The sequence below is a fragment of the Stutzerimonas sp. KH-1 genome (assembly GCF_054483855.1).
Window position 1 is genome coordinate 182,500 of sequence record NZ_CM137011.1, and the last position, 21,141, is coordinate 203,640.

At 66.9% G+C, this 21,141-nt stretch carries 25 protein-coding genes; 11 read left to right on the forward strand and 14 right to left on the reverse strand.

Annotated elements, in window-relative coordinates; translation table 11 throughout:
- Window positions 1-95: 95 nt before the first annotated feature.
- The 8 genes from ACX1DW_RS00855 to ACX1DW_RS00890 all read right to left on the reverse strand — a co-directional run bounded on the left by ACX1DW_RS00855 (window position 96) and on the right by ACX1DW_RS00890 (window position 7,421).
- On the reverse strand, window positions 96-1,103 hold the full coding sequence (locus ACX1DW_RS00855; RefSeq protein WP_161612252.1) for a ribonuclease Z: 1,008 nt from the start codon (window positions 1,101-1,103) through the stop codon (window positions 96-98).
- 161 nt (window positions 1,104-1,264) lie between these two features.
- On the reverse strand, window positions 1,265-2,809 hold the full coding sequence (locus ACX1DW_RS00860; protein WP_458992524.1) for a type IV pilus assembly protein FimV: 1,545 nt from the start codon (window positions 2,807-2,809) through the stop codon (window positions 1,265-1,267).
- A gap of 188 nt (window positions 2,810-2,997) precedes the next feature.
- A complete protein-coding gene (locus tag ACX1DW_RS00865; protein ID WP_458992525.1) occupies window positions 2,998-4,161 on the reverse strand; it encodes a DUF1624 domain-containing protein in 1,164 nt (387 codons plus the stop codon).
- A 195-nt stretch (window positions 4,162-4,356) separates the two neighbouring features.
- Complete coding sequence (locus ACX1DW_RS00870) at window positions 4,357-4,773, reverse strand: VOC family protein (protein WP_011914041.1); 417 nt, start codon at window positions 4,771-4,773, stop codon at window positions 4,357-4,359.
- Between the two features lie 17 nt (window positions 4,774-4,790).
- Window positions 4,791-5,210 (reverse strand): YciI family protein, encoded by a 420-nt coding sequence (locus ACX1DW_RS00875; protein WP_011914040.1) that lies wholly within the window; start codon window positions 5,208-5,210, stop codon window positions 4,791-4,793.
- A 120-nt stretch (window positions 5,211-5,330) separates the two neighbouring features.
- Complete coding sequence (locus ACX1DW_RS00880) at window positions 5,331-6,110, reverse strand: CPBP family intramembrane glutamic endopeptidase (protein WP_458992526.1); 780 nt, start codon at window positions 6,108-6,110, stop codon at window positions 5,331-5,333.
- Window positions 6,082-6,636, reverse strand: coding sequence for a COG3904 family protein (locus ACX1DW_RS00885; protein ID WP_458992527.1), 555 nt, complete (start codon window positions 6,634-6,636; stop codon window positions 6,082-6,084). The genes ACX1DW_RS00880 and ACX1DW_RS00885 overlap by 29 nt, the downstream gene beginning before the upstream one ends.
- 77 nt (window positions 6,637-6,713) lie before the next feature.
- Window positions 6,714-7,421: an MOSC domain-containing protein gene (locus ACX1DW_RS00890; protein ID WP_125850199.1), complete on the reverse strand. Its 708-nt coding sequence runs from the start codon at window positions 7,419-7,421 to the stop codon at window positions 6,714-6,716.
- Here ACX1DW_RS00890 and ACX1DW_RS00895 point away from each other — a divergent pair.
- From ACX1DW_RS00895 to ACX1DW_RS00915, 5 genes are all read left to right on the forward strand, one after another.
- Window positions 7,420-7,611, forward strand: coding sequence for a hypothetical protein (locus ACX1DW_RS00895; protein WP_458992528.1), 192 nt, complete (start codon window positions 7,420-7,422; stop codon window positions 7,609-7,611). The genes ACX1DW_RS00890 and ACX1DW_RS00895 overlap by 2 nt on opposite strands.
- 33 nt (window positions 7,612-7,644) lie before the next feature.
- Window positions 7,645-8,088: an HIT family protein gene (locus ACX1DW_RS00900; RefSeq protein ID WP_013983560.1), complete on the forward strand. Its 444-nt coding sequence runs from the start codon at window positions 7,645-7,647 to the stop codon at window positions 8,086-8,088.
- 108 nt (window positions 8,089-8,196) lie between these two features.
- Entirely contained in the window at window positions 8,197-9,204 is a 1,008-nt protein-coding gene (locus ACX1DW_RS00905; protein ID WP_458992529.1) for an ABC transporter substrate-binding protein, read from the forward strand.
- Window positions 9,201-9,962 carry an ABC transporter permease gene (locus tag ACX1DW_RS00910; protein WP_110776271.1) on the forward strand — a complete coding sequence of 254 codons (762 nt, stop codon included), beginning with the start codon at window positions 9,201-9,203 and terminating at the stop codon, window positions 9,960-9,962. Before ACX1DW_RS00905 ends, ACX1DW_RS00910 begins: the two co-directional genes overlap by 4 nt.
- A complete protein-coding gene (locus ACX1DW_RS00915; RefSeq protein ID WP_458992530.1) occupies window positions 9,955-10,590 on the forward strand; it encodes an ABC transporter ATP-binding protein in 636 nt (211 codons plus the stop codon). The genes ACX1DW_RS00910 and ACX1DW_RS00915 overlap by 8 nt, the downstream gene beginning before the upstream one ends.
- A gap of 5 nt (window positions 10,591-10,595) precedes the next feature.
- Here ACX1DW_RS00915 and ACX1DW_RS00920 read toward each other — a convergent pair whose 3' ends face one another.
- Together ACX1DW_RS00920 and ACX1DW_RS00925 are read right to left on the reverse strand one after the other, a co-directional pair.
- Window positions 10,596-11,861, reverse strand: coding sequence for a DUF445 domain-containing protein (locus ACX1DW_RS00920; protein ID WP_458992531.1), 1,266 nt, complete (start codon window positions 11,859-11,861; stop codon window positions 10,596-10,598).
- Window positions 11,862-12,067: 206 nt separating this feature from the next.
- Window positions 12,068-12,466, reverse strand: coding sequence for a hypothetical protein (locus tag ACX1DW_RS00925; protein WP_458992532.1), 399 nt, complete (start codon window positions 12,464-12,466; stop codon window positions 12,068-12,070).
- 205 nt (window positions 12,467-12,671) lie between these two features.
- On the opposite strand from ACX1DW_RS00925, the gene ACX1DW_RS00930 reads away from it, so the two are divergent.
- From ACX1DW_RS00930 to ACX1DW_RS00940, 3 genes are all read left to right on the forward strand, one after another.
- Complete coding sequence (locus ACX1DW_RS00930; RefSeq protein WP_102839940.1) at window positions 12,672-12,860, forward strand: hypothetical protein; 189 nt, start codon at window positions 12,672-12,674, stop codon at window positions 12,858-12,860.
- A 53-nt stretch (window positions 12,861-12,913) separates the two neighbouring features.
- Window positions 12,914-13,123, forward strand: a complete 210-nt coding sequence (locus ACX1DW_RS00935) for a hypothetical protein (protein WP_063542643.1) — start codon at window positions 12,914-12,916, stop codon at window positions 13,121-13,123.
- Window positions 13,124-13,207: 84 nt separating this feature from the next.
- Window positions 13,208-13,795: a LysE family translocator gene (locus ACX1DW_RS00940; protein WP_458992533.1), complete on the forward strand. Its 588-nt coding sequence runs from the start codon at window positions 13,208-13,210 to the stop codon at window positions 13,793-13,795.
- On the opposite strand, the gene ACX1DW_RS00945 is transcribed toward ACX1DW_RS00940, so the two are convergent.
- A complete protein-coding gene (locus tag ACX1DW_RS00945; protein WP_458992534.1) occupies window positions 13,792-14,640 on the reverse strand; it encodes an AraC family transcriptional regulator in 849 nt (282 codons plus the stop codon). The two genes, ACX1DW_RS00940 and ACX1DW_RS00945, sit on opposite strands and share 4 nt — an antisense overlap.
- 113 nt (window positions 14,641-14,753) lie before the next feature.
- Here ACX1DW_RS00945 and ACX1DW_RS00950 point away from each other — a divergent pair, with 113 nt between their 5' ends.
- Window positions 14,754-15,179 carry a 3-isopropylmalate dehydratase gene (locus ACX1DW_RS00950; protein WP_161612248.1) on the forward strand — a complete coding sequence of 142 codons (426 nt, stop codon included), beginning with the start codon at window positions 14,754-14,756 and terminating at the stop codon, window positions 15,177-15,179.
- 22 nt (window positions 15,180-15,201) lie between these two features.
- On the opposite strand, the gene ACX1DW_RS00955 is transcribed toward ACX1DW_RS00950, so the two are convergent.
- A complete protein-coding gene (locus tag ACX1DW_RS00955; RefSeq protein WP_102839943.1) occupies window positions 15,202-15,552 on the reverse strand; it encodes a DUF6746 family protein in 351 nt (116 codons plus the stop codon).
- Between the two features lie 493 nt (window positions 15,553-16,045).
- Between ACX1DW_RS00955 and ACX1DW_RS00960 the strand changes: the two genes are divergently transcribed.
- Both ACX1DW_RS00960 and ACX1DW_RS00965 read left to right on the forward strand, forming a co-directional pair.
- Entirely contained in the window at window positions 16,046-17,665 is a 1,620-nt protein-coding gene (locus ACX1DW_RS00960; RefSeq protein WP_458992535.1) for a methyl-accepting chemotaxis protein, read from the forward strand.
- A gap of 120 nt (window positions 17,666-17,785) precedes the next feature.
- The gene (locus tag ACX1DW_RS00965; RefSeq protein WP_458992536.1) at window positions 17,786-18,799 is read left to right on the forward strand and encodes an alpha/beta fold hydrolase; all 1,014 of its coding nucleotides are present in this window, start codon (window positions 17,786-17,788) and stop codon (window positions 18,797-18,799) included.
- A 6-nt stretch (window positions 18,800-18,805) separates the two neighbouring features.
- On the opposite strand, the gene ACX1DW_RS00970 is transcribed toward ACX1DW_RS00965, so the two are convergent.
- Both ACX1DW_RS00970 and ACX1DW_RS00975 read right to left on the reverse strand, forming a co-directional pair.
- A complete protein-coding gene (locus ACX1DW_RS00970; protein WP_458992537.1) occupies window positions 18,806-19,750 on the reverse strand; it encodes an alpha/beta hydrolase in 945 nt (314 codons plus the stop codon).
- Window positions 19,751-19,873: 123 nt separating this feature from the next.
- Window positions 19,874-21,109, reverse strand: coding sequence for an MFS transporter (locus ACX1DW_RS00975; protein WP_458992538.1), 1,236 nt, complete (start codon window positions 21,107-21,109; stop codon window positions 19,874-19,876).
- Window positions 21,110-21,141: the final 32 nt, after the last annotated feature.

Below are 21,141 nucleotides of genomic sequence, written 5' to 3' on the forward strand. Positions count from 1 at the left end.
CGGAGCGCATAGCAGTACTGCTCTTTTACGTAAACGTCAACATGCGCCTGCGAATGTATCGGCGGTTCGGTGGCGGCTGGCTTCCCTCTGCCGCATCAGGCGCCGCTCTCGCTGCCGCGACGTGGCGGGCGCGAGCTGTCGGGTGGTTCGACGCGGGTCAGGTTGCCGTCTTTGCCCAGATGCAGGCGCATGTAGTCCTCGGCGAGCAGCAGCTGGCCGGCGTACAGTGCAGCGGCTTCGGCCCGCAGATGCTCGATCGAATGGCCGCGACCGGCGCTCTTCTGGTAGCGCGCGCTGAAATGGGTGAGCACCAGGTTCGGCAACCCGACCGCCTGTGCAAAGCGCGCCACCGCTGCCGCGGTGCTGTGGCCGAAGTCATTGCGCGCGTCGTTGGCCACGGCCTCGGTATAGGTCGCCTCGTGTACCAGCAGCTGCGCGTCACGACAGGCTTCGGCGAACAGCTCGGGTCGGTCGTTATCGCCACCGACAACGATGCGTCGCGGTGTGCGGCTGAAGCTCAGGTAATCGTCGCTGCGCAGCACTCGGCCTTCATGCTCGATGTCGAAGCCGCGCGCCAGCTGGCCCCAGAGTGGGCCGCGCGGCACGCCGTCACGTTCCAGGCGTTCGATGTCCAGGCGCGGGTCCGGGCGCGCCTCGCTGAAGCTGTAGCCGTAGCAGGGCACGCGATGGGACAGCTCGGTCGCCTCGATGCGCATGTTCGGGCTGCGCCACTCGCTCAGCGTCTCGACCGCATGAAAGTCCAGCTCGTAGCTCAGCCAGCTCTGGCTCATGCTCAGGGTCGCCCGCACCCAGGTCTCGATGCCCTGCGGGGCGATGATCGTCAGCGGTGCCTTGCGCCCCATCATGCCGGCACTGGCCAGCAGGCCGGGCAGGCCATAGCAGTGATCGCCATGCACGTGGGTGATGCAGATGGCGCGCAGGTCGTGCAGCGACAGCGGCGTGCGCAGCAGACGATGCTGGGTGCCTTCGCCGCAATCGATCAGGTACCAGGCCTTGCCGGTGTCCTCCAGCAGCGCCAGCGCGCTGACGTTGCGCGCGCGGGTGGGTGTGCCGGATGAGGTGCCGAGAAATAGCAGGTCCACGAGGCATGTTCTCCAGAAGGGGTCTGATCAGTATGCCTGTACGACTGGTGCGCCAGCTGTCGGTTGCGTAACTGTTCCTCGACGTGTGCCGCCGACGCTGAGTATTGCGGTGACGAGGCCAGGGCGAGCGTCGATGCGCCAGCGCACGCGCCCCTTCGCTATCAGGCGCTTTGTGCGAGTTGCGCGTCGCTGCCGCGCTGATCGCTGTCGTCCTGGTCGAGCAGGGTCGCCAGCAGACTGGTCGCGCGGTCGAGCTCTCCGCGGTCGAGGCAGCCGAGGGCTTCGCTGAGGCCCGCGCGCCAAACGGCATCCCTGTTTCCGGTGGATGCGCTAGCGATCAGCTCGTCCAGTTCGCTTGGCTGACGCAGGCCAACGAGGCCCGGCGCGGTTGGCTGCAGCAGCGCTGCGACGGGGGCCGGCCGTTCGGTTGGGTGATGGCCGAGATATTCGTCCACGGTCATCTCGGTGACCATTGGCACCTGGCGCTGGAAGGGGTTGATGTCCGGGAAGGATGCTTCCGCCCGCTTGGCGCCAACGGGACGGGGTTCGACCATCAGCGCTGCCGCTGCGGCCGCCCGGGAGCGTCGGCGCAGCAGCAGGCCCGCGAGAAGAAGAAGCAACGCAGGCACAACCAGTAACGGGCTGCTGAGCGAACTATCCGGCTGCTCCGCCAGTGCGGGCGCAGCCAACGCCGAGGCGAACGGCGCGGCGGATGGCTGATGCGCCACGGCGCCCAGGTCGGACGGCGCTACCTGGGCGATGGAAGGTTCGGTGACGGCCGGGCTTGCCTCGCGCTGCGCCAGGCTTTGCTGCGCTTCGGCGAGCAGGCGGTTCTGCGCCTCCATCTGCGCCTGCAGGCTCACCACCTGGGCTTCGAGCTGGCCGAGCACCTGTTCCAGGCTGCGATCGGGCGTCGCTGAAGGCTCGACGGCGACGTGCTCGATCACCTGTACCGCTGCGACAGATACGGGGTCGCTCGCGGTCGTTGGTGCGGTTGGTCGGGGTGCGGAAGCCTCGACGTGGTCTGGCAGCAGCATCACGGCACCGACCCGCAGGCGGTTGCGGTCACCGCCGATGAAGGCATCCGGGTTCAGCGCATAGAGGTCCGTCATCAGCGCTTCGCGTGAGCCGGCCTTGCCACCTTGCAGTCGCGCGGTGATGGCCCAGAGGCTGTCGCCGGGCTGGATCCGATACCGCTTGCCCTGTTCGGCCATCGGCAACGTGCGTGCTGGTTCCGGTTCAGCTGGCGGCATGCCGACCACGGCCGGCGTCGGCCGGGCAAGCGGCAGCGTCGGCAGATCCGGTTGGTACAGCGGCGGATCGAGCAGCAGGGTGTACTCGCGCAGTAGCTGGCCGCCCGGTAGGGTCAGCTCGACGATGAAGTTCAGATAGGGCTCGTTCACCGGTGTGGTGGAGCTCACGCGGATACGCTGGCTGCCTGCGTCGAGCGCCGGCACGAAGCTCAGCTTGGCGAGAATGTCTGGCCGCTCGACGCCGGCGCGGGCGAACACATGGTTCGGCGCCAGGCGCACTTTAATGTCATCGGCGCCCAGTCCGCGTGCGTCGATCAGCTCGATGTCCGCCTCGAGCGGCTCGGCCAGCGCCGAATGCAGGCGGATCTCGCCCAGCCCCAGGGCACTGGCCAGGGGTGTGTAGCAGGCGGCAAGCAGGATGAAAGGCCAAACGGCAAGACGAAACGACGACATAAACATTCCGGGTGCCAGCAGGGCTTTGGTCGAGGTTCCGCGCAAGGAAACCCGGCCGCGGGCGGCCTGTGGCAGTCAGCCGGCCCGTAGCGAACGCTCGTGCTGGCTATGATGTCCGGAGTGATGGCAATTTGCTAGATAGTTCACATTTTTCGGATCGGTGGCATGGGCGACGCGCGCTGTCTCGCCTACAGGTACTTGAGCCAGGTGATATCCCGCCGCCGGGCCTTCAGCATTGCAAACCAGCGCACCGCCGGATACAGCGCCACCGCCAGCACGACGGTCCACAACCACAGCGGCCAGACCGCCTCGAAGCCGAAGTGGCTGCCACGGTTCAGGCCCCAGATCGCCACCGCGGCGAGGTAGAGCAGCTTCAGCACGTAAAGGTGCAGCAGGTAGAAGAACATCGGCGCTGCGCCGAACACCGTCAGCGGGCGCAGCCAGGCGCGATCCTGGCGGCGCTCGAAGTGGCGCAGCAGAAGCAGGCCGGTGCCCAGGGTCAGGCAGAGGAACAGCAGCGACGGCGGATATTTGGTGATGTTCAGCAGGCTCATCAGTGTCCGCAGTCCATCCTCGCCAACCACCCAGGGCTGCTCGCCGTAGCCGTTGATCAGGCGTAGCAGAACGAACAGCAGCAGCGCAGCCCTGCCCCAGTTGGCGAGGTTGTGCTGACGGCGTTCGGCATCGGCGTTGCGTCCGAACCAGGGGCCGGCGGCGTAGCCCAGGGCGATCACGCCGATCCAGGGCAACAGCGGGTAGGAGGTGCGCAGGCGCAGGCTGTCCGAAACCTCGAGCCAGCCGCGATCATGCAGGATGGCCCACGGCAGGTGCATGGGTGATCCGACGGGGAAGTGCAGCGGATCGAGCAGGTTGTGCCCGCCGATGATCAGCAGTCCGAGCAGCACCAGCCACGGGCGCGGCAGCCAGAGCAGCGCCGAGAGGGCGAGCATGCTCAGGCCGATGGCCCAGATCACCTGGAGGTAGATGACCTGCGGCGGGAACTGGAAGGTCCAGGCGAAGTTGACCAGGGTGAACTCGAGCGCCACCAGAAACAGCCCGCGCTTGAGCAGAAAGCTCGACACCGCGTGGCGGCCCTGATGCTTTTCGCCATAGAGGAACGCTGATAACCCGGTCAGGAAGATGAATACCGGTGCGCACAGGTGCGCCAGGGTGCGGCTGAAGAACAGTGCCGGCTCGGTGACCGCCACGTCCATCGGATCCGGCACCTGCATGTGCAGCAGAAAGGTTTCGCGGACATGATCCAGCAGCATGAACAGAATCACCAGGCCGCGCAGCGCGTCGATGGATTGAAGGCGCGCCGCAACGGGCGAGGTCAGGTCGGGGGCGGGCATGCACGGCTCATGGCAGAAGTTCGCGGACAACGGGCGCGGAGGCCATGAGGACGTGATGCCTCACGGCCAGACTACGGCGGCGCCCGACAAGGTGCGATACGTTATAACAAAAGTGCTGTGCATCCAAACGCCTGTCCGTCCCACGCGCCGCTGTGCTGCTTCGGGGGCGACAGCGGCGCGGGGGCGAGGCGGGCGTCACTCGCAGTTGACCATCCAGGACAGACCGAAGCGGTCGGTCAGCATGCCGAAACGCTCGGCCCAGAAGGTCTTCTCCAGCGGCATGATCACCGTACCGCCTTCGCCCAGGGCAGCGAACAGCTGCTCGGCCTCGGCCACGCGGGTCGGGTGCAGGGAAATCGAGCAGCCCTTGATGCCTTCGTACGGTCCTCCGCCACAGGTGTCTCCGGGCAGCGTGTCGGAGGCCATCAGCGTGCTGTCGCCGAGGTTGAGGCAGGCATGCATGATCCGCTCGCGGTACTCGGCGGGGAACTGCTCGGCATCCGGCGCCTGGGCGAAGGTCATCAGCTCCAGGGTGCCGCCCAGTACCTGCTGGTAGAAGGTGAAGGCCTCGCGGGCATTGCCGTCATAGGTGAGGTAGGTGGAAAGCTTCATCTTCGTGCTCCTTGCTGTCAGTGGTTGAGTTGCGCACGCAGGCGTTCTTCCTGCTCGCGCAGTTCGGGGGTGAACTCGGCGCCGAAGTCCTCCGCTTCGAAGACCTGGCGGATCTCGATCTCCGCCTCGCCGATGGCGGACGGCGGGCAGCGCCTGACCCAATCGATCGCCTCCTGCAGCGAAGCGGTCTGGAACAGCCAGAAGCCGGCGATCAGCTCGCGGGTCTCGGCGAACGGGCCGTCGATGACGCTGCAGCGCTCGCCCTCGAAGCGCACCCGCGCGCCCTTGCTGCTGGGCTGCAGGCCCTCGCCGCCGAGCAGCACGCCAGCGTTGGCCAGTTCTTCGTTGTAGCGACCCATGGCCGCAAGCACGTCCTCGCCGGGCATCTGGCCGGCTTCGGTTTGCGGCGTGGCCTTGATCATCACCATGAAACGCATCGGTCGACTCCTTCGTTGGATGGAAAGGAGCCTAGACGGGGATGTCGGGATTTCCGCTGGCTCCGATCATTGGTCGAACGGGCGCGGGACAAATCGACAGGGCGGTGGAAACTTTCCGAATCAGCGCAGCGGATAGCTCAGCAGGAGCAGATGCAGGCAGTTGAGGAGGCCATGCAGTGACACCGCCACCCATAGCCGGTCGCCGGCACAGTGGAACGCCAGGCCGTAGCCCAAACCGGCCAGGCCGGCGAGCAGGGCGAAGCCGGTCCCGAAGGGCAGATGAGCCGCGCCGAACAGGATCGCTGCGAGGCCGATGCCACTGGCCGCGCCGAAGCGACGGACCAGTTCACGCTGCAGCAGAGCGCGAAAGATCAGCTCCTCGGCGAGACAGGTGACGGCCAGATTGACGGCCAGCCAGGCGAGGAACTGCGCCGGCCACTTCGGCTGCCAGGCGAGGACGCCGCCGGCCACCGCCAGCAGCGGCACGGATGCCAGGCACGCGCCCGAGACCAGCCATGTGCATCGCTTCGAGCGCCAGGCTGCGCGCGGCTGGCCCAGCCACCAGGCGAGCAGCAGCGCGGCGACCATGGCCTTGTCCGGGCTGAGCCGCAGTTGCCAGGGCGCCGCACCGCCCAGGTCCTGCGGCGGCCCCAGCGGCAAGGGGTTGAAGCCGGGCAGCAGATGCGCGGCCAGCACAATGGCGCCGATCAAGGTGGCTGCCAGCCACGGTAGCCGTGGCAGGTACGGCTCGGCCAGTAGCCAGCCGGCGAACGCCAGCACGAGCAGCGCCCCGATCGGCTCGATCAGGCCGAGTGCCAGGCCGCTCAGCAGTGTGGCGAGAGGGAGGCCCAAGGGCAGCGCGGCGCGCACGTCACTGCAGCCGGTAGCGCGCCAGTTCACGGGGCGTCAGCAGGCGCATGCGCCAGGGATCGATCTGCTGCATGTCATCGGCCAGTCGCGGGTTCACGCCCATGTCGCGCAGGTAGGCCTGCGGCGTGCGTCGCGGCCGCCGGCCGATGGACAGCGCCGACTCGCCGTTGGCGAGATAGGGCCGATGCAGGCCGACATAGCCACGTATCGTGCGTTGTCGGCCGGCCGCCAGCAGGTAGATGCAGCTGCCCTGGCAGACCGCACTTGCCGGCACCAACGCATCGAAGCCGGTTTCGCGCAGCAGGTAGCCCATGCGCATGGCCTCCGCGGCGCTGCCGCCTATGTTGTCGAGGATCAGCAGCTTGCGCGCATATTTGCCGGGATGGGCCATGATGCCCTTGAGCAATGCCTCGTAGTCTCCCGGCGCGATCTGCTCGGTAACCCGAGCCACCAGTACCAGCCCCTGGTCCTCGTGCTCCAGCGGCAGTACCTCGACCTTGGCGTGGGCGGTGCAGGCGAACAGCGCCAGGGCGCAGAGGGTGGCGAGGCGGAGCATCGAGCAGGCGGTCCTGTTGTGAGAGGTGGCGAAGATACCTGCCGCGCCGGCTTTCGCCTACTGCCTTTGCACGTTGCTCAGCCGGCCGGCTGCTCGACGTTCGCCAGGCCGTCGAGGCGCTTGCTCCAGTCTTCCACCGCGTTGTTCTGCAGCCTGCGTTCGACGAGCGTGCGCCAGTTCGGCACCAGCGGCAGTTCGGCCAGTTCGAGCAGGTCGGCGCGCTCCAGCGGTCGGCGGTAGAGCACGTCCATCACCCGCGTCAGAGGCCAGCGCGGGTACGCGCGCTGCTCCAGCAGCAGTGCCTGGCCGACCTGCAGCTCGCCGGGCTCGAGCACCTGGTAATACCAACCGCACAGGCCGCTTCGCTGGACGCGCAGCGACATGTCCTTCACGCCGAAGCGGTCGTTGAGCTTCCAGCAGGGCTGGCGGGTCTGCGCCACCTGCAGCAGCACGTCGCCACAGCGCAGCACGTCGCCCAGGCAGAGGTCGGCCTCGCCGAGGCCGGTGGTGCTGATGTTCTCGCCGAAGGCTCCGGGCCGCTCGAGCAGCGGTGAATGGCCGAGCTGAGCACGCCAGTGGTGATAGTGCTCGAACGGGTAGTGATGCAGCGCCTTGTAGACGCCGCCATGCACACGGCGATCGCCCTGTTCGTCGCCGGCGAGCCCTTCGCTGCCGACCGCCACCGGCCCGGCAGTGGGCTGCTTGGCGATGGCGCTGTGGCTGCCGGGGCGGGTGAAGGGCACGGCTGTGCCGACGAGCAGCTGTTCGATCCTGGCCAGTTGCATGCGGGGCTCCTTGCAGATGGCGGCTGGCGAAGCGCCGATTGTGCCGCAGCGCGTGGCCGTCTGGCTCGTGTTCAGCGCCGCGGTGCTGCTGGCCACGCACAACTCGCCGATGCCGTTCGGGCTGCACCGTCGCGCGCTGCTGCGTGACGGCAGGCCCTTGCTCGCTTCGCCGGCGCCTGGAGAATGCTAAGGTCAGCCTTTTCCATTCGCCGGAGAACACCAGGTGTCCCTGACCACGACCTACGATCCGCAGAACATCTTCGCCCAGATCATTCGCGGCGATGCTCCCTGCTACAAGCTCTACGAGGACGACGACGTGCTCGCCTTCCTCGATCTGTTCCCGCAGTCCTTCGGCCACACGCTGGTCATCCCCAAGCGCTCGGCGGCCTGCAACATCCTCGACGTGGACAGCGAGGCGCTGGCCAAGGTGATCAAGGTGGTGCAGAAGCTGACCCGGGCCATCGTCGCCGAGCTCGAGCCCGACGGCGTGCAGGTCGCCCAGTTCAATGGCGCGCCGGCCGGGCAGACGGTGTTCCATATCCACATGCACATCGTGCCGCGTTACGCCGGTGAAGGGCTGGGCATCCACGCGGCGGGCAAGGCCGATCCGGCGGAGCTGGAGAAGCTGCAGGCGCGCCTGCTGCAACGCATCGCCACCCAGGCCTGATCGCGGCGCCGGCCATGTCGGCGGCCGGCGCGTTTCGCGACCATCGCAGCAGCAAACAGGCACCAAAGTACAATTCGTGCCCGCCGGGGGGCTTCGTACCCTGCGGGCATGATGCCTTTTACGCTTGTCCTTATTCGCCGTTTTCAGCATGCCTTCAGCGCCTGCGCCGTGTGGCTGCGGTTCGGCGTGCTGCTGATCCTCGCCGTGCTGCCCTGGTGCACCCGCGCCGAGGCGCTGCCGGTGCTCACCCTGAGCGTGCTGCAGTTCGGCACGCCGCACTGGGAGCTGGAGCACCTCAAGCGACGCCAGCTGGACCGCGCCAACGGTTTTGAACTGAAGGTGCGCCTGGCGGCCGACGTGCCGGCGTCGCGCCTGGCATTGTCCAGCGGCAGTGTCGATGGCGCGGTAAGCGACCTGCCCTGGGCACAGGCGCGGCATGAGGCGGGCAGCAGCTATCGCTACCTGCCGTTTTCCTCGCAGCTCGGTGAAGTTCTGGTGCCAGCCGGCAGCGGAGTCCGCACCCTGGCCGATCTGCGCGGCAAGCGTATCGGCGTCGCCGGCGGGCCGGACGGCCTCGGCTGGCGGCTGCTGCAACGTGCCGCGGCGGAGCAGGGCATCGATCTCGCCAGGGAAGCCCGCGTGCAATACGCCGCGCCGCCGCTGCTGGGTCAGGCGCTGCGCCGCGGCCAGCTGGATGCGCTGCTGACCTTCTGGCACTTCTCCGCGCGCATGCGCGGCGAGGGCGGGGTGCAGACTGCCTTCGGCCTGGACGACCTGCTGGGCGATCTGCAACTCGATGCGCAGTTGCCGGTACTCGGCTATCTGTTTCCCGAACCCTGGGCGCAGGCCAACGAGGTGCTGCTGCAGCGCTTCGCCAGCGCGCTGCGCCAGAGCAAGCACGAGCTCGCCACCGAGCCGGCGTACTGGCAAGCAATCCGTCCGCTCATGCGCGCCGACGATGAGGCAGTGTTCGCCGCGCTGCGCGACAGCTTCGTCGCGGGCATTCCGCAGCCGCTGGACGCGGCACGTATCGCCGACCTGCAGCGGCTACTGGTGCTGACCGGCAGCGATTCGGTCAAGTTGATGCCGGCCGCGCTGTTCCAGAGCGCACCATGAACGGCTCGCGCTGGGCCTGCTGGGTCGCGTTGCCGTTGGCGCTGCTGCTCTGGGCCGGCATCGCACTGGTGGTGCAGACGCCCTTGCTGCCCACGCCCGCCGCCGTGCTCGAGACCTTCTGGCAAGCGCTGCAGAGCGGCGAGTTGCCCGAGCATCTGTTGGTGACCCTGCGCCGGGTGCTGATCGCTTTCGCCCTGGCCATGGCGCTGGGCACGCTGCTCGGTGTGTGGATGGGCCGTTCGCGGCTGGCCAACGCGCTGCTCGATCCGCTGCTGGTGCTGTTCCTCAACCTGCCTGCGCTGGTCACCATCATCCTGCTCTACGTCTGGTTCGGCCTGGTGGAAGCGGCGGCGGTGCTCGCGGTGGTGGTCAACAAGGTGCCCAACGTGGCGGTGACGGTGCGCGAAGGCGCACGCAGTATCGATCCCAAGCTGGAACAGATGGCTATGGTCTACCGTTTCACGCGCTGGCAGCGGATCAGGCATGTCTGGCTGCCGCAGCTGTTTCCCTACCTGATGGCGGCGACCCGCGGCGGGTTGGCGCTGATCTGGAAGATCGTGCTGGTGGTCGAGCTGCTCGGGCGTTCGGATGGCATCGGCTTCCAGCTGCACATGGCCTTCCAGATATTCGACGTGGCCAGCATCCTCGCCTACAGCCTGGCGTTCATCGCCGTGGTGCAGCTGATCGAACTGGCGCTGTTGCAGCCGTTGGAGCGTCGCGCATCGTCCTGGCGCGAAGCGGGTGTGCGCCATGCTTGAGCTGCGCCTGGATGGCCATCACCCCGTGCTGGGCGTGATCGATGCGCAGGTGCGCGAAGGCGATCGTATCTGTTTGCTCGGGCCGTCCGGTGTCGGCAAGACGACGCTGCTCAACGGCATCGCCGGGCTCGATCCGCAGCTGCGGCCGATGATCGAGCAGCGCGCCGGCTTGCGCGTCGGCTATCTGTTCCAGGAACACCGCCTGCTGCCCTGGCGTACGGTGCGGCAGAACCTGGCGCTGGTCGGCGCCAGCCCGGCCGACATCGAGCGGCTACTGGCCGAGGTGGGGCTGGCCGGCGCCGGCGACTGCCTGCCGGACCAGCTGTCGCTGGGCATGGCCCGTCGCGCGGCGTTGGCCCGCTGCCTGGCGATCGAGCCGGAGCTGTTGCTGCTCGATGAACCCTTCGCTTCGCTGGATGCCGAACGCGCCGCCGAGCTGCGCGTCCTGATCGCGCAGCTGCTCGATCGGCACCCCGGGATGGCCATGATCTGCGTGACCCATGACCCGCGCGATGCTGAGGAACTGGCCAACCGCCGGTGGTGGCTCTCCGGCCGCCCGGCGACGCTGCGCTGCGATGAGCCGCTGGCGGTTGGCAGCCGGATCGGCGCGCCGCTGCGTAGCGCCTGAGCCCTTCAGCCGGCCACCAGCTGCGTCAGCGCATGCAGTAGCAGCCCGACCAGGCCACCGACCAACGTGCCGTTGATGCGGATGTACTGCAGGTCCTTGCCAACGCTCTGTTCCAGCTGCTCGACCAGCTCGCGGCTCTCCCAGTTCTCCACGCGCTGAGCGATATAGGCGCCGATCTGCCCGCGGTAGCGTTCCAGCAGGCCGGGGGTGGCCGCCAGCAGTTGTTCGTTGATCCAGTTGCGCATGGACTCGTCCGCGGCCAGGCCGTCGCCGAGGCCGCGGCAGAGCGAGACGATGCGTCGGCCGATGCGCGAATCGTCGCTGGCCAGGTCGCTTTCCAGCCAGGCCGTCAGTTCCTGCCAGAGATTGCCGAAATAGGCGCTGGTGGCTGGATGCTCCAAGAGCTGCGCGAGGATGCGCTCGACCTCCAGGGCGTAGTGCGGGTCCTGTTCCAGGCGCTCGATGTATTCGCCGACATGCTCGTCGAAACGCTGGCGGATCAGGTGCTCGGGGTCGGCGGCGATCTCGGCGATCAGCGCGGACAGGCCGTCGACGAACTTGTTCGCCGACCAGCCGCTCACCGGCCGGCTCAGGCCGAGATAGCGCAGGGTACGGATTTCCCGGCTGATGGCGTCGGCGACCAGCGCGCGGGTTTCCTCATCCTGCATGATCGAGTCGAGGCGGATCAGCAGTTCATCGAGCATCGCCTGATGCCGGCCCTGGCTGGTCAGCACGCGCAGTGCCTGGGCCAGCGGCGGTGCGAGGTCGAACTTGCGCAGGCGGCCGATCACCTTGGCTTCGACAAAGGCGCGCACGCGTTCGTCATGCAGCGCGGCGATGCCGAAATGCGCGACCCCGGTGAGCCGGCGGCCGACCGCTTCGGCATTGCGCGGATGGCGCAGCCAGCCGGCCAGGCGCGAGGCGAGGTCCAGCTCCTGCAGCTTGGCCAGTACCAGCGGCGTGGCGAGGAAGTGGGTGGTGATGAAGCTCGACAGGTTGCGGCCGATGCGCGCCTTGCTGCGCGGGATGATCGCCGTATGGGGAATCGGCAGGCCGAGCGGGTGGCGGAACAGGGCGGTGACGGCGAACCAGTCGGCGATCGCGCCGACCATGGCAGCCTCGGCGAAGGAGGCGACATAGCCCCAGGCCGGGTGAACGGTCTCGAAACGGGTCGCGACGATGTACAGCAGGGCGGCCAACAGCAACAGAAGGCCGGCGACCAGCTTCATTCGCGAAACCGGTGACTGCCAGGCGCTGATCAGCGAACGCATGCGGTTCCTCGTGTCGATGGTGGGCTAGTGTGCAGTAGACAGCGAAGCAGGGGTGCGAGGTCGGTCGACGCAGGGCGGACCGCTCCTTTTCGCGGGCCAGCTGTAGGGTGGGGCTTCAGCCCACCGCTGAATCTGCGGTAATTCTGGTGGGCTGAAGCCCACCCTACGGGTCTCATGAAGCCGTGAGGTGGGCGTTGCCTTGTGAATCAGACCTCGTCTTCTTCCTCGCGGATCAGCACGTACTGGCCTTCGGCGTCGTTCAGGCAGTCCCAGACATAGAACATCGAGATCTTGCCCGGGCGTTCGGTGACCGCGGCATAGTCGCCGGGCACGGCGGTGAAATAGACCCCGGAATCGGGTGCCGCCTGGCAGGCGATGCGGGCGACGACGAAGGCTTCCGGCGCGGTGCCGTCGAAGTAGTCGTCCCGGTCCTTGGCATCCCATTCGGCCGGCGCCTGGAAGGGGCCGTTGATGACGATGCGTGCGTCTCCGAGATCCTGTTCTTCCGCTTCCTCGTCATATTCGTCGGGGCGGTAGAGGGTGCATTCCAGAGCGTCCGGGTTTTCGAGAATGGCCGCGCGGGATTGTGGGGTGAGTGTCTGCATGGAATCTCCGACTGCGGTTGGGTGTGAGTGGCCAGTGTGGTGTAGCCGCACAGGCAGCGCAATCGGTTGCATGGTCGCGCCTGCCGAGGGAGTCGGGCGTGGCGATGCTGTCCACCGTTCGGACGGCCGGTGCCTGTCGTGCCGAACGCGGTGATGTTTGCCGCCTCCAATCGAATGACAGCCACCACCGCAAGCCGAGGCGATCATGAACGCTAACGACCCGCAGACCGGCGATGAGCCTGACGTCACCATGACCGACGGCGGCGAGAAGAACGCCGGCGAAGATCCTGATTACGACGAACAACCGTCGCGCCTGGACAATCCGGACGAGCCTGAAGTGCTTCCGGACGATCCGGATATCCTCGGCCAGGACGGTTCCGACGAGCCGAGCTAATGGTCATTTTGTGCCCGCCGGCCGGCGGCTAGTTCGCGCCAGGAGGCGTCATCATGGATATCTATCAGGTCAGGCCTACCGCGATCGGCTGGGAGCTTGAAGACCAGCAGACGCAGAAGACGGTATTGCGCACCCTCACGAAGGACGAGATGTACAGCGCGCTGGATGCGTTCATGGAGGGGCGCACGGCTTCGGTGGAAGTCATCGGGCGTGACGGAGAGCTGGAGGAAGAGCGGCCCTATCCGGGTAGTCACCACCTCTGAGGCGGTAGGGCAATTTCCTTCAATAAGACGAGTTGCCGACGCCGGTAGCCTGCAGCCATCTTCGGACTGGCGAGCAGAGTACTAATGGACCCTTATCTTTCAATGGCCGCGTTTGCCCTGGCCTCTTCGATCACGCCGGGGCCGGTCAATCTGGTGGCGCTGAGCTGCGGCGCGCGTTTCGGTTTTCGCGCCAGCGCGCGTCACGTCGCCGGTGCCACCATCGGCTTCACACTGCTGTTGCTGTTGATCGGCCTCGGTCTGTACGAGCTGCTGGAACGCGCCCCGATACTGCTGCGCGGGATCCAGTGGGGCGGGGTGGCGTTTCTGTTCTACATGGCATGGCGCCTGGCGGCCGATGACGGGCGGCTGCAGCCTGAAGGCGCCACGAGCGGGCCTTCGCTGTTAGCCGGCGCGCTGATGCAGTGGCTCAACCCCAAGGCCTGGCTGGCGTCGGTTGCCGGCATGGGGCTGTTCGCCGCGAGCGGTGACGTACTGCGGGTCTGGCTGTTCGCCGGGCTGTACTTCGTGATCTGTTACGCCTCGATCGCCTGCTGGGCCGGCGCCGGTGCCTTTCTCGCGCGCTACCTGCAGAAGCCGCAGCGAGTGCGCTGGCTGAACCGGTCAATGGCCGTGCTGCTGGTCGGCAGCGCGCTGTATCTCATGGTCGGCTAGCGGCGCGCCGATGACGCCGGGCGGTCGCGGTATTGGCCGGGGGTTGCCGCGAGCTGGCGCTTGAAGGTGCGCTGGAAATGCGCCTGATCGGCGAAACCGGCGGCCAGCGCCACTTCGGCCAGGTCACGGCCCTGGCGTAGCCAGTGCTGGCTGCGCTGGATTCGACGGTTGAGCAGGTAGGCATGCGGTGTCATGCCGTAGTGCTGGCGGAAGGTACGAATCAGGTAGGAAGGCGACAGCCCGGCGGCCTGGCAGATGTCTTCCAGCCGCAACGCGCGGGTGCAGTGCTCGGCGATGTAGTCGGCCGCCCGTTGCAGCTGCTCGATCGGCTCTATGCCGCGCCCGGCGACAGACGGAGCCAGGGTCTGCTGCAGCAGGGTGAAGTATTCGACCGCTGCACTTTGCTTGTGCAATGTGTCGGCGCGCGGATCGAGCAAGGTGGCGTGAAGTTGCCTCAGCGCGCTGAAAAGCAGTGGGTCGGTGCTCTGGATGGGGCCGTACGGCACGAACGTCCCGTCGGGGCTCGCCCCCAGCTCCTGTTGCAGCGCGCCCAGCCAGCGGCTGTCGACGTAGAACATCAGGTACGACCAGGGCTGGCCGTCGATGGGGTTGCAGGCATGTACGGTCTGCGGGTTGATCAAGACAAGGGTGCCGTGGGCGACCCGTTCACGGGCGTCGCCGTTGAAGTAGGTGCTGGCACCGGCGGTGATCGCGCCGATGGAGAACGTCTCGTGACAGTGCGGCGCATAGCAGACCTTGCGCCCGTCGGCGACGGCACGCGCTTCGAGGAACGGCAGGGCCGGGTCGCGCCAGAAGCGGGGTTGGTCGTCGTCCGGGTTATTCACGTTGCGCCTGCCGTCATCGATACGAAACTGGGGTCTGACTCTAGCAATCATCCGCCGCTCTGGCATGCTCGATCGTCCGGCTCGCCGCTTCGTCTTCCGAACAAGGAGTTCACATGCGCCCGTTGCTTGTCTTCATCGCACTGCTTTCGCTGGCCGGCTGCTCGTCCTGGCAGCCCGACGCCGAGGATATCGAGCCGGTGCCGGCCGAGCGGGTGCTGGCCTACCAGCAGCCGCTGGACAACGCCGGCGAGGTGGTGGTGACGCGGGACTTCGGCCTGCGTGGTGGCGGTTGCTACATCGCCGTGCTGATCGATCGCCAGCTGGCGGCGCGCATTCATGTCGGTGAGGTGGTGCGCTTCCAGGTGCCGGCCGGTGCGCGGATCGTCAGCATCGGCACCGATCCGCTGGATGACACCCTGTGCGGCAAGCTCAGCCTGCGCCGCGAGAAGCTGGCGCAGGTGCAGGCGGGGCAGGTGCTGGAGTACCGCGTCATCAGCGACAACCGCATCGGCTTCGATATCGTGCCGGTCGAGCGCTGATCGGGCGGCGGGACGAGCTCGGTTACTTGATCACCGTCCGCGCGGTCTTCAGGTAGTCGGCGCCGTAGCTCTTCAGGTCGTCGGCATTCTCGGCTTCCGAGGCGATGTGGATCTCTTCCAGCGTGTCGTTCAGGCCATCCATTTCCTCGACGATCTTTTCCAGGGCCGCTTTCAACGTGTAGGTCAGCTCGTGGATGTGCGCCATGTTTTCCGGCGTCTGGCCCTGCGCCAGAGCCTGTTCGAGGCGCGAGTTGTAGTCGGAGAAATTCTTCACCGCTTCGGCCAGGTTGCGCGACGGCTGTGCGTCGGCCAGCACATGGCCGGTGGCGAGAGTGGTCAGCGCCAGGGCGGCGGTCCGGATGAGCGTTTTCACGAAAGATCCCTTGCTGGAAAAATGTCGGGCGCGAAGGTATCACCTGCTCATCCGGACGATGTGTGGCAGCGCACAGTCTGCGCTGCGCCATTAGTCGCATGCGCCTGCTGATTGGCTGGCGGTGCGGTCGCGCGGACTTCTGTCCTGCTGATGCCACGGCGATTTGGGAAAAGACTGAGGCGGCCGACCACGGGCGCGAAAGTTCCGCTTGTCGTGACACGCCGGCCGCTCTGGCATGCCTATTGCGACGATCTTTTCGCTAAAGCCGGGAAGTCCTCGGCCGATAGCAGTTCGCTTGCTGGCATATGGCCTTGATGGCCGCCGGCACCTGCGGGGGCTCAACAACAATTCGCCACGCATCTGCTCCGTCTCTTGGATACGCGTCCTGCAACAGGACCATGCGGCACGGCCTGTCGTCTGGCCTGCCGATTCGAACCTCATGCCTTTGCCAATTGCCGATCCATCGGACGGCACGCCATATGGAAAAGAACGAATGATGCAGCAACTGACAATCCGAGCCCGCCTGCTGATTCTGGTCGGGGCCATGCTTGCGGCCTGCCTGGTGATCGGCCTGACCGGCCTCAATGCCCAGCAGCGCAGCGTCGCCGGCCTCAACACCGTGTACCTGGACCGCGTCGTGCCGCTGCGTGACCTCAAGCTGATCGCCGACCTGTACGCGGTGAAGATCGTCGATACCACGCACAAGACTCGCAGCGGCATGCTCAGCTATGGCCAGGCGCGCGACGAGGTGCGCAACGCCCGCGCCGAGATCAACCGTCTCTGGAGCGCGTACCTGAACACGCGTTTGATCGATGCCGAGCGCCAGCTGGCATCGCGTATCGAGACCCTGATGAAAGCCGCCGACGAACCGTTCGACGCCCTCGAGCGCACGCTGGATCGGCACAGCGAGAAGCGTCTGGCGGCGTTCGTCATCAACGATCTGTATCCGCTGGTCGATCCCATATCCGAAGGCTTCACCCAGCTGATCGAGCTGCAGCTGGGCGAGGCCAAGGTCGAGTACGAACAGGCGCAGGCGCTCTATCAGCGCAACCGCCTGTTGAACATTGGCCTATTGCTGGCGCTGCTGGTGGGCGGCGGCCTGTTCGCCACCGTCATGCTGCGCAGCATCAGCCGGCCGCTGGATGAGCTGAAGCAGGCGGCGGCCTCGGTGGCCGCGGGCGATCTGAGCCGCGCCATCGAGTGCCGCGGGCGTGACGAAATCACCGAGGTGCAGCGGTCGATCCGCCAGATGCAGCAGACCCTGCGCGATACGCTGCAGGACATCCAGGGCTCGGCGACCCAACTGGCATCAGCCGCCGAGGAGCTGCACGCGGTCACCCAGCACACCGCTCAGGGCATCCATCAGCAGAACGAGGAAGTGCAGATGGCTGCCACCGCGGTCACCGAGATGTCCGCGGCGGTCGACGAAGTGGCCGGCAACGCCAACCGCACCTCCGATGCCTCGCGCGATGCCGAGTCAGTCGCCGACGACGGACGCCGGCAGGTCACCGCCACGCGCCAGACCATCGACCAGTTGAGCGACAAGCTGCAGCAGACCGCAGCGACCGTGACCCATCTGGCCGAAGAGGCGGCGAGCATCGGGCAGGTGGTGGATGTGATTCGTGCGATCGCCGACCAGACCAACCTGCTCGCGCTCAACGCTGCCATCGAAGCGGCGCGGGCCGGCGAGGCCGGGCGTGGTTTCGCGGTGGTCGCCGACGAGGTTCGAAATCTGGCGCAGCGCACGCAGAGCTCGACCCAGGAGATCGAACGCATGATCGGCGCCATTCAGGGTGCCACTGAGGAGTCGGTGCGCGACATGCAGCAGAGCAGCGAGTTTGCCGCGCGCAGCCAGCGTATGGCGGGTGAGGCCGACCACGCGCTGGGGCTGATCGCCGAGCGGGTCGGGCAGATCAACGAGATGAACCTGGTGATCGCCAGTGCCGCCGAGGAACAGGCGCAGGTCGCGCGCGAGGTGGACCGCAACCTGGTGGCCATCCGTGACATCTCTGAACAGAGCGCCACCGGCGCGCAGCAGACCTCGGTGGCCAGCGACGAGCTGGCGCGCCTGGCCACCCAGCTCAACCAGCTGGTCGGGCGCTTCCGTCTCTGAAGCGGCTCGTCGGACGCGGTCGGGACATGTGTTGTCGCACTCCGGCCGCGAACCCGGCAGCACGAATGCATTCCTATGTACGGAGCTTTGTCCCGATCCGTACCAAACGAGGAGTCGCACGTGAGAACTGCCGTGTCCGCCCTGGCGCTTGCCGCCGGTCTTACCCTGAGCTTGCCGCTGCTGGCTGAAGACCGGCCGGTCTATGGCCCGCAGCTGGAAGGCTTCAGCTATCCGCACCCGCTTGAGCACTACCGCTTCGAGTCCCAGGGCAAGCCGCTGGAGATGGCCTACATGGACGTCGCGCCGACCGGCCGGGCCAATGGCCGCACGGCGCTGCTGCTGCATGGCAAGAACTTCTGTGGGGCGACCTGGGAACGCACCATCGAGGTGCTCAGCAAGGCCGGTTACCGGGTCATCGCACCCGATCAGGTCGGTTTCTGCAGCTCGAGCAAGCCCGAGGGTTACCAGTTCAGCTTCGCCCAGCTGGCGCACAACACCCAGGCGCTGCTGGAGCAGGAGAATATCGAACAGGTCACCGTGATCGGCCATTCCATGGGCGGCATGCTGGCGGCGCGACTGGCGCTGAACTACCCGCAGCGAGTCGAGCGGCTGGTGTTGGTCAACCCAATCGGCCTGGAAGACTGGCAGGCCGAGGGCGTGCCCTACGCCTCCATCGATCAGCTCTACCAGTCGGAGCTCAAGACCGATTTCGACAGCATCAAGGCCTACCAGCAGAAGTTCTACTACAACGGCGACTGGAAGCCGGAGTACGACCGCTGGGTGAAAATGCTTGCCGGGATGTACGCCGGCGAAGGCAAGGAGCAGGTCGCCTGGAACCAGGCCCAGACCTCGGAGATGGTCTTCACCCAGCCGGTGATCCATGAGTTCTCGCGGCTCGAGATGCCGACCCTGCTGCTGATCGGCGGGCTGGACCGCACCGCGCCTGGCGCCAACCGTGCACCGGCGGATGTCGCCAAGCGCCTGGGCAACTACCCCGAGCTGGGCCGGCAGGCGGCCGCGATGATTCCAGATGCCAAGCTGGTGGCCTTCCCCGATCTGGGGCACTCACCCCAGGTCGAGGCGCCGGAAGCGTTTCACCGTGCCTTGCTCGAAGGGCTGGAGGCCAAGCGCTAAGACCGGTCAGCCGCGCTCCGCAGCTTTTGCCTGCGGCTGCGCGGCCCCCAGGCGCTGCTCGCCGGACTCCAGCAGCGCCTGCAAGGCACGGCCATAGGCGCCGAGCGCTACGCGCAGGCTGTTGTTGTGGGTCGCGCCCTCGACCAGCAGCAACTGCTTGGGCTGGCGCGCGGCCTCATACAGCTGCTCGCTGAAGCGCGGCGGTACATAGCGGTCATCGCTGCCGTGCACCACCAGCAGCGGCATGCCGATCTGGTCGATCTTCTCCAGCGAATCGAATTTCTGCGACAGCAGCCAGCGCACCGGCAGCGTGGTGTCGGACACGGCTGTCGCCACGTCGGCCAGCGAGGTGAAGGTCGACTCGATGATCAGCGCGCGCGCCTCGGCCGGTACGCTGTCGCGCTCGGCCTGCTGCCCGAGTTCGGCGGCCAGGTCGACAGCCACCGCGCCGCCGAGGGAATGTCCGTAGATGAAGCGCTTGCCGGCGTCCGGCTGCAGCGTCTTCAGGCGCTCCCAGCCGATGCGCGCGTCGGCATAGACGCTGCGTTCCGACGGCAGATCGCCAAGGCTCTGGCCGAAGCCGCGGTAGTCGATGGCCAGCACCGAGAAGCCCAGCGCGCGCAGCTGTTCCAGACGAAAAAGGTGGCCGGTGAGGTTCCAGCGCACGCCGTGCAGGTAGAGCAGGGCGGGTGCATCGGCGTTGGCGGCCGGCCACCACCAGGCATGAATGTTCTGCTCGTCACCGAACGCGGAATCGGTCAGCTGCAGCTCCTCGACGCCAGGCGGCAGGCCGCTGAACCAGGACGCGGTGCCTGGTTCGATACGGAACACCAGCTCACGCTCTTTCTGTTCGAGCACCGAGCAGCCGACCGGCAGGCCAACGGCGAACAGGGTAATCAGCAGCAGGCCGAAGCGCCGGGCTCTGCTGCGGAACAGGAAGAAATGCTGCAAGGTCAGGGTCTCGAAATCAGGAATCGTAGATAGGACCCGCTTGCCGAATGATCTGCAAGGCGGGCCATCGCTTCACTGATTACTGCATGTTGCGCGCTATTGTCGCCACCGGCGGACGGCCGGCTACGGCCTCAGGAGCAGCAGGTCGCCGGCCTGGCGTCCGGCGTCCTGTACCGCGCGCTCGATCTTCCAGGCCCAGGCGAACACCAGCAGGCCGCCAACGGCGGTGGCGGCGCCGATATAGCCGGTGGAGGTCCAGCCGAAACCGGCGGTGATCGCCAGTCCGCCCAACCACGGGCCAAGGGCGTTGGCGATGTTGAAGGCGGCGTGGTTGGAGGCGGCTGCAAGGGTCTGGGCATCCGCTGCGACGTCCATCAGATGTGTCTGCAGCGCCGGCGACAGCGAGACCATGGTGCCTACCGCGAATACCGCCGGAAAGATCGTCCACACCGAGTGCGCGGCCAGCGGGAACATCAGCAGCACCAGTGCGCTCCACAGCAGCAGCCAGGCGACGGCCTTGAAACGCAGCTTGTCGAACAGCCAGCCGCCGACCAGATTGCCGACGATGCCGCCCAGACCGAAGGCGGCGAGGGCGAAGGGAATCCAGCCGGCGCTGACACCAGTGACTTCGAGCAGCGTTGGCGCCATGTAGCTGAAGACGCAGAACATGCCGGCGAAGCCGATCGAGCTGATCGCCAGGGCCAGCCAGACCTGCGGCCGGTTGAACGCACGGATCTCATGCAGCGGGCTGTTTCGCGGCTCGTCGCGGTTGAGCGGCAGGAACAGCGCCACCAGAAGTACCGTCAGCAGGGCGATGGCGCCGACCAGGGCGAAGGCGTAGCGCCAGCTCAGCCATTGGCCGAGCCAGGTGGCCAGTGGGTTGCCGATCAGGATCGCCACGGTCAGGCCCATCAGCACCCGCGCCACGGCCTGGGCGCGCTTGTCCGGCGGCACCATGGAGGCTGCCACCAGCATTGCCACGCCGAAATAGGCCCCGTGAGGCAGGCCGGTGACGAAGCGGGCGATCATCAGCGTCGCGTAGTCCGGTGCCAGGGCGCTGGCGAAGTTGCCCAGGGCGAAGAAGCCCATCAGCAACAGCAGCAGGTGTAGGCGGTACAGCCGCGAGCCGAGGATCGCCAGCAGCGGCGCACCCACCACCACGCCCAGCGCATAAGTGCTGATCACGTTACCCACCTGGGGTTCGCTGATGCCCAGCCCCGCTGCGACGTTGGGCATCAGGCCCATGATGGCGAACTCGCCGGTGCCGATGGCGAAGCCGCCCATGGCCAGCGCCAGTTCGATCAGCAGTACGGCACGGGCGGACAGGGGCGGAGTCGCTGCGGTGGCTGGCGCCGTCATGGTTACCTCGTTGCGTCGAAAAGGGGCGGCAT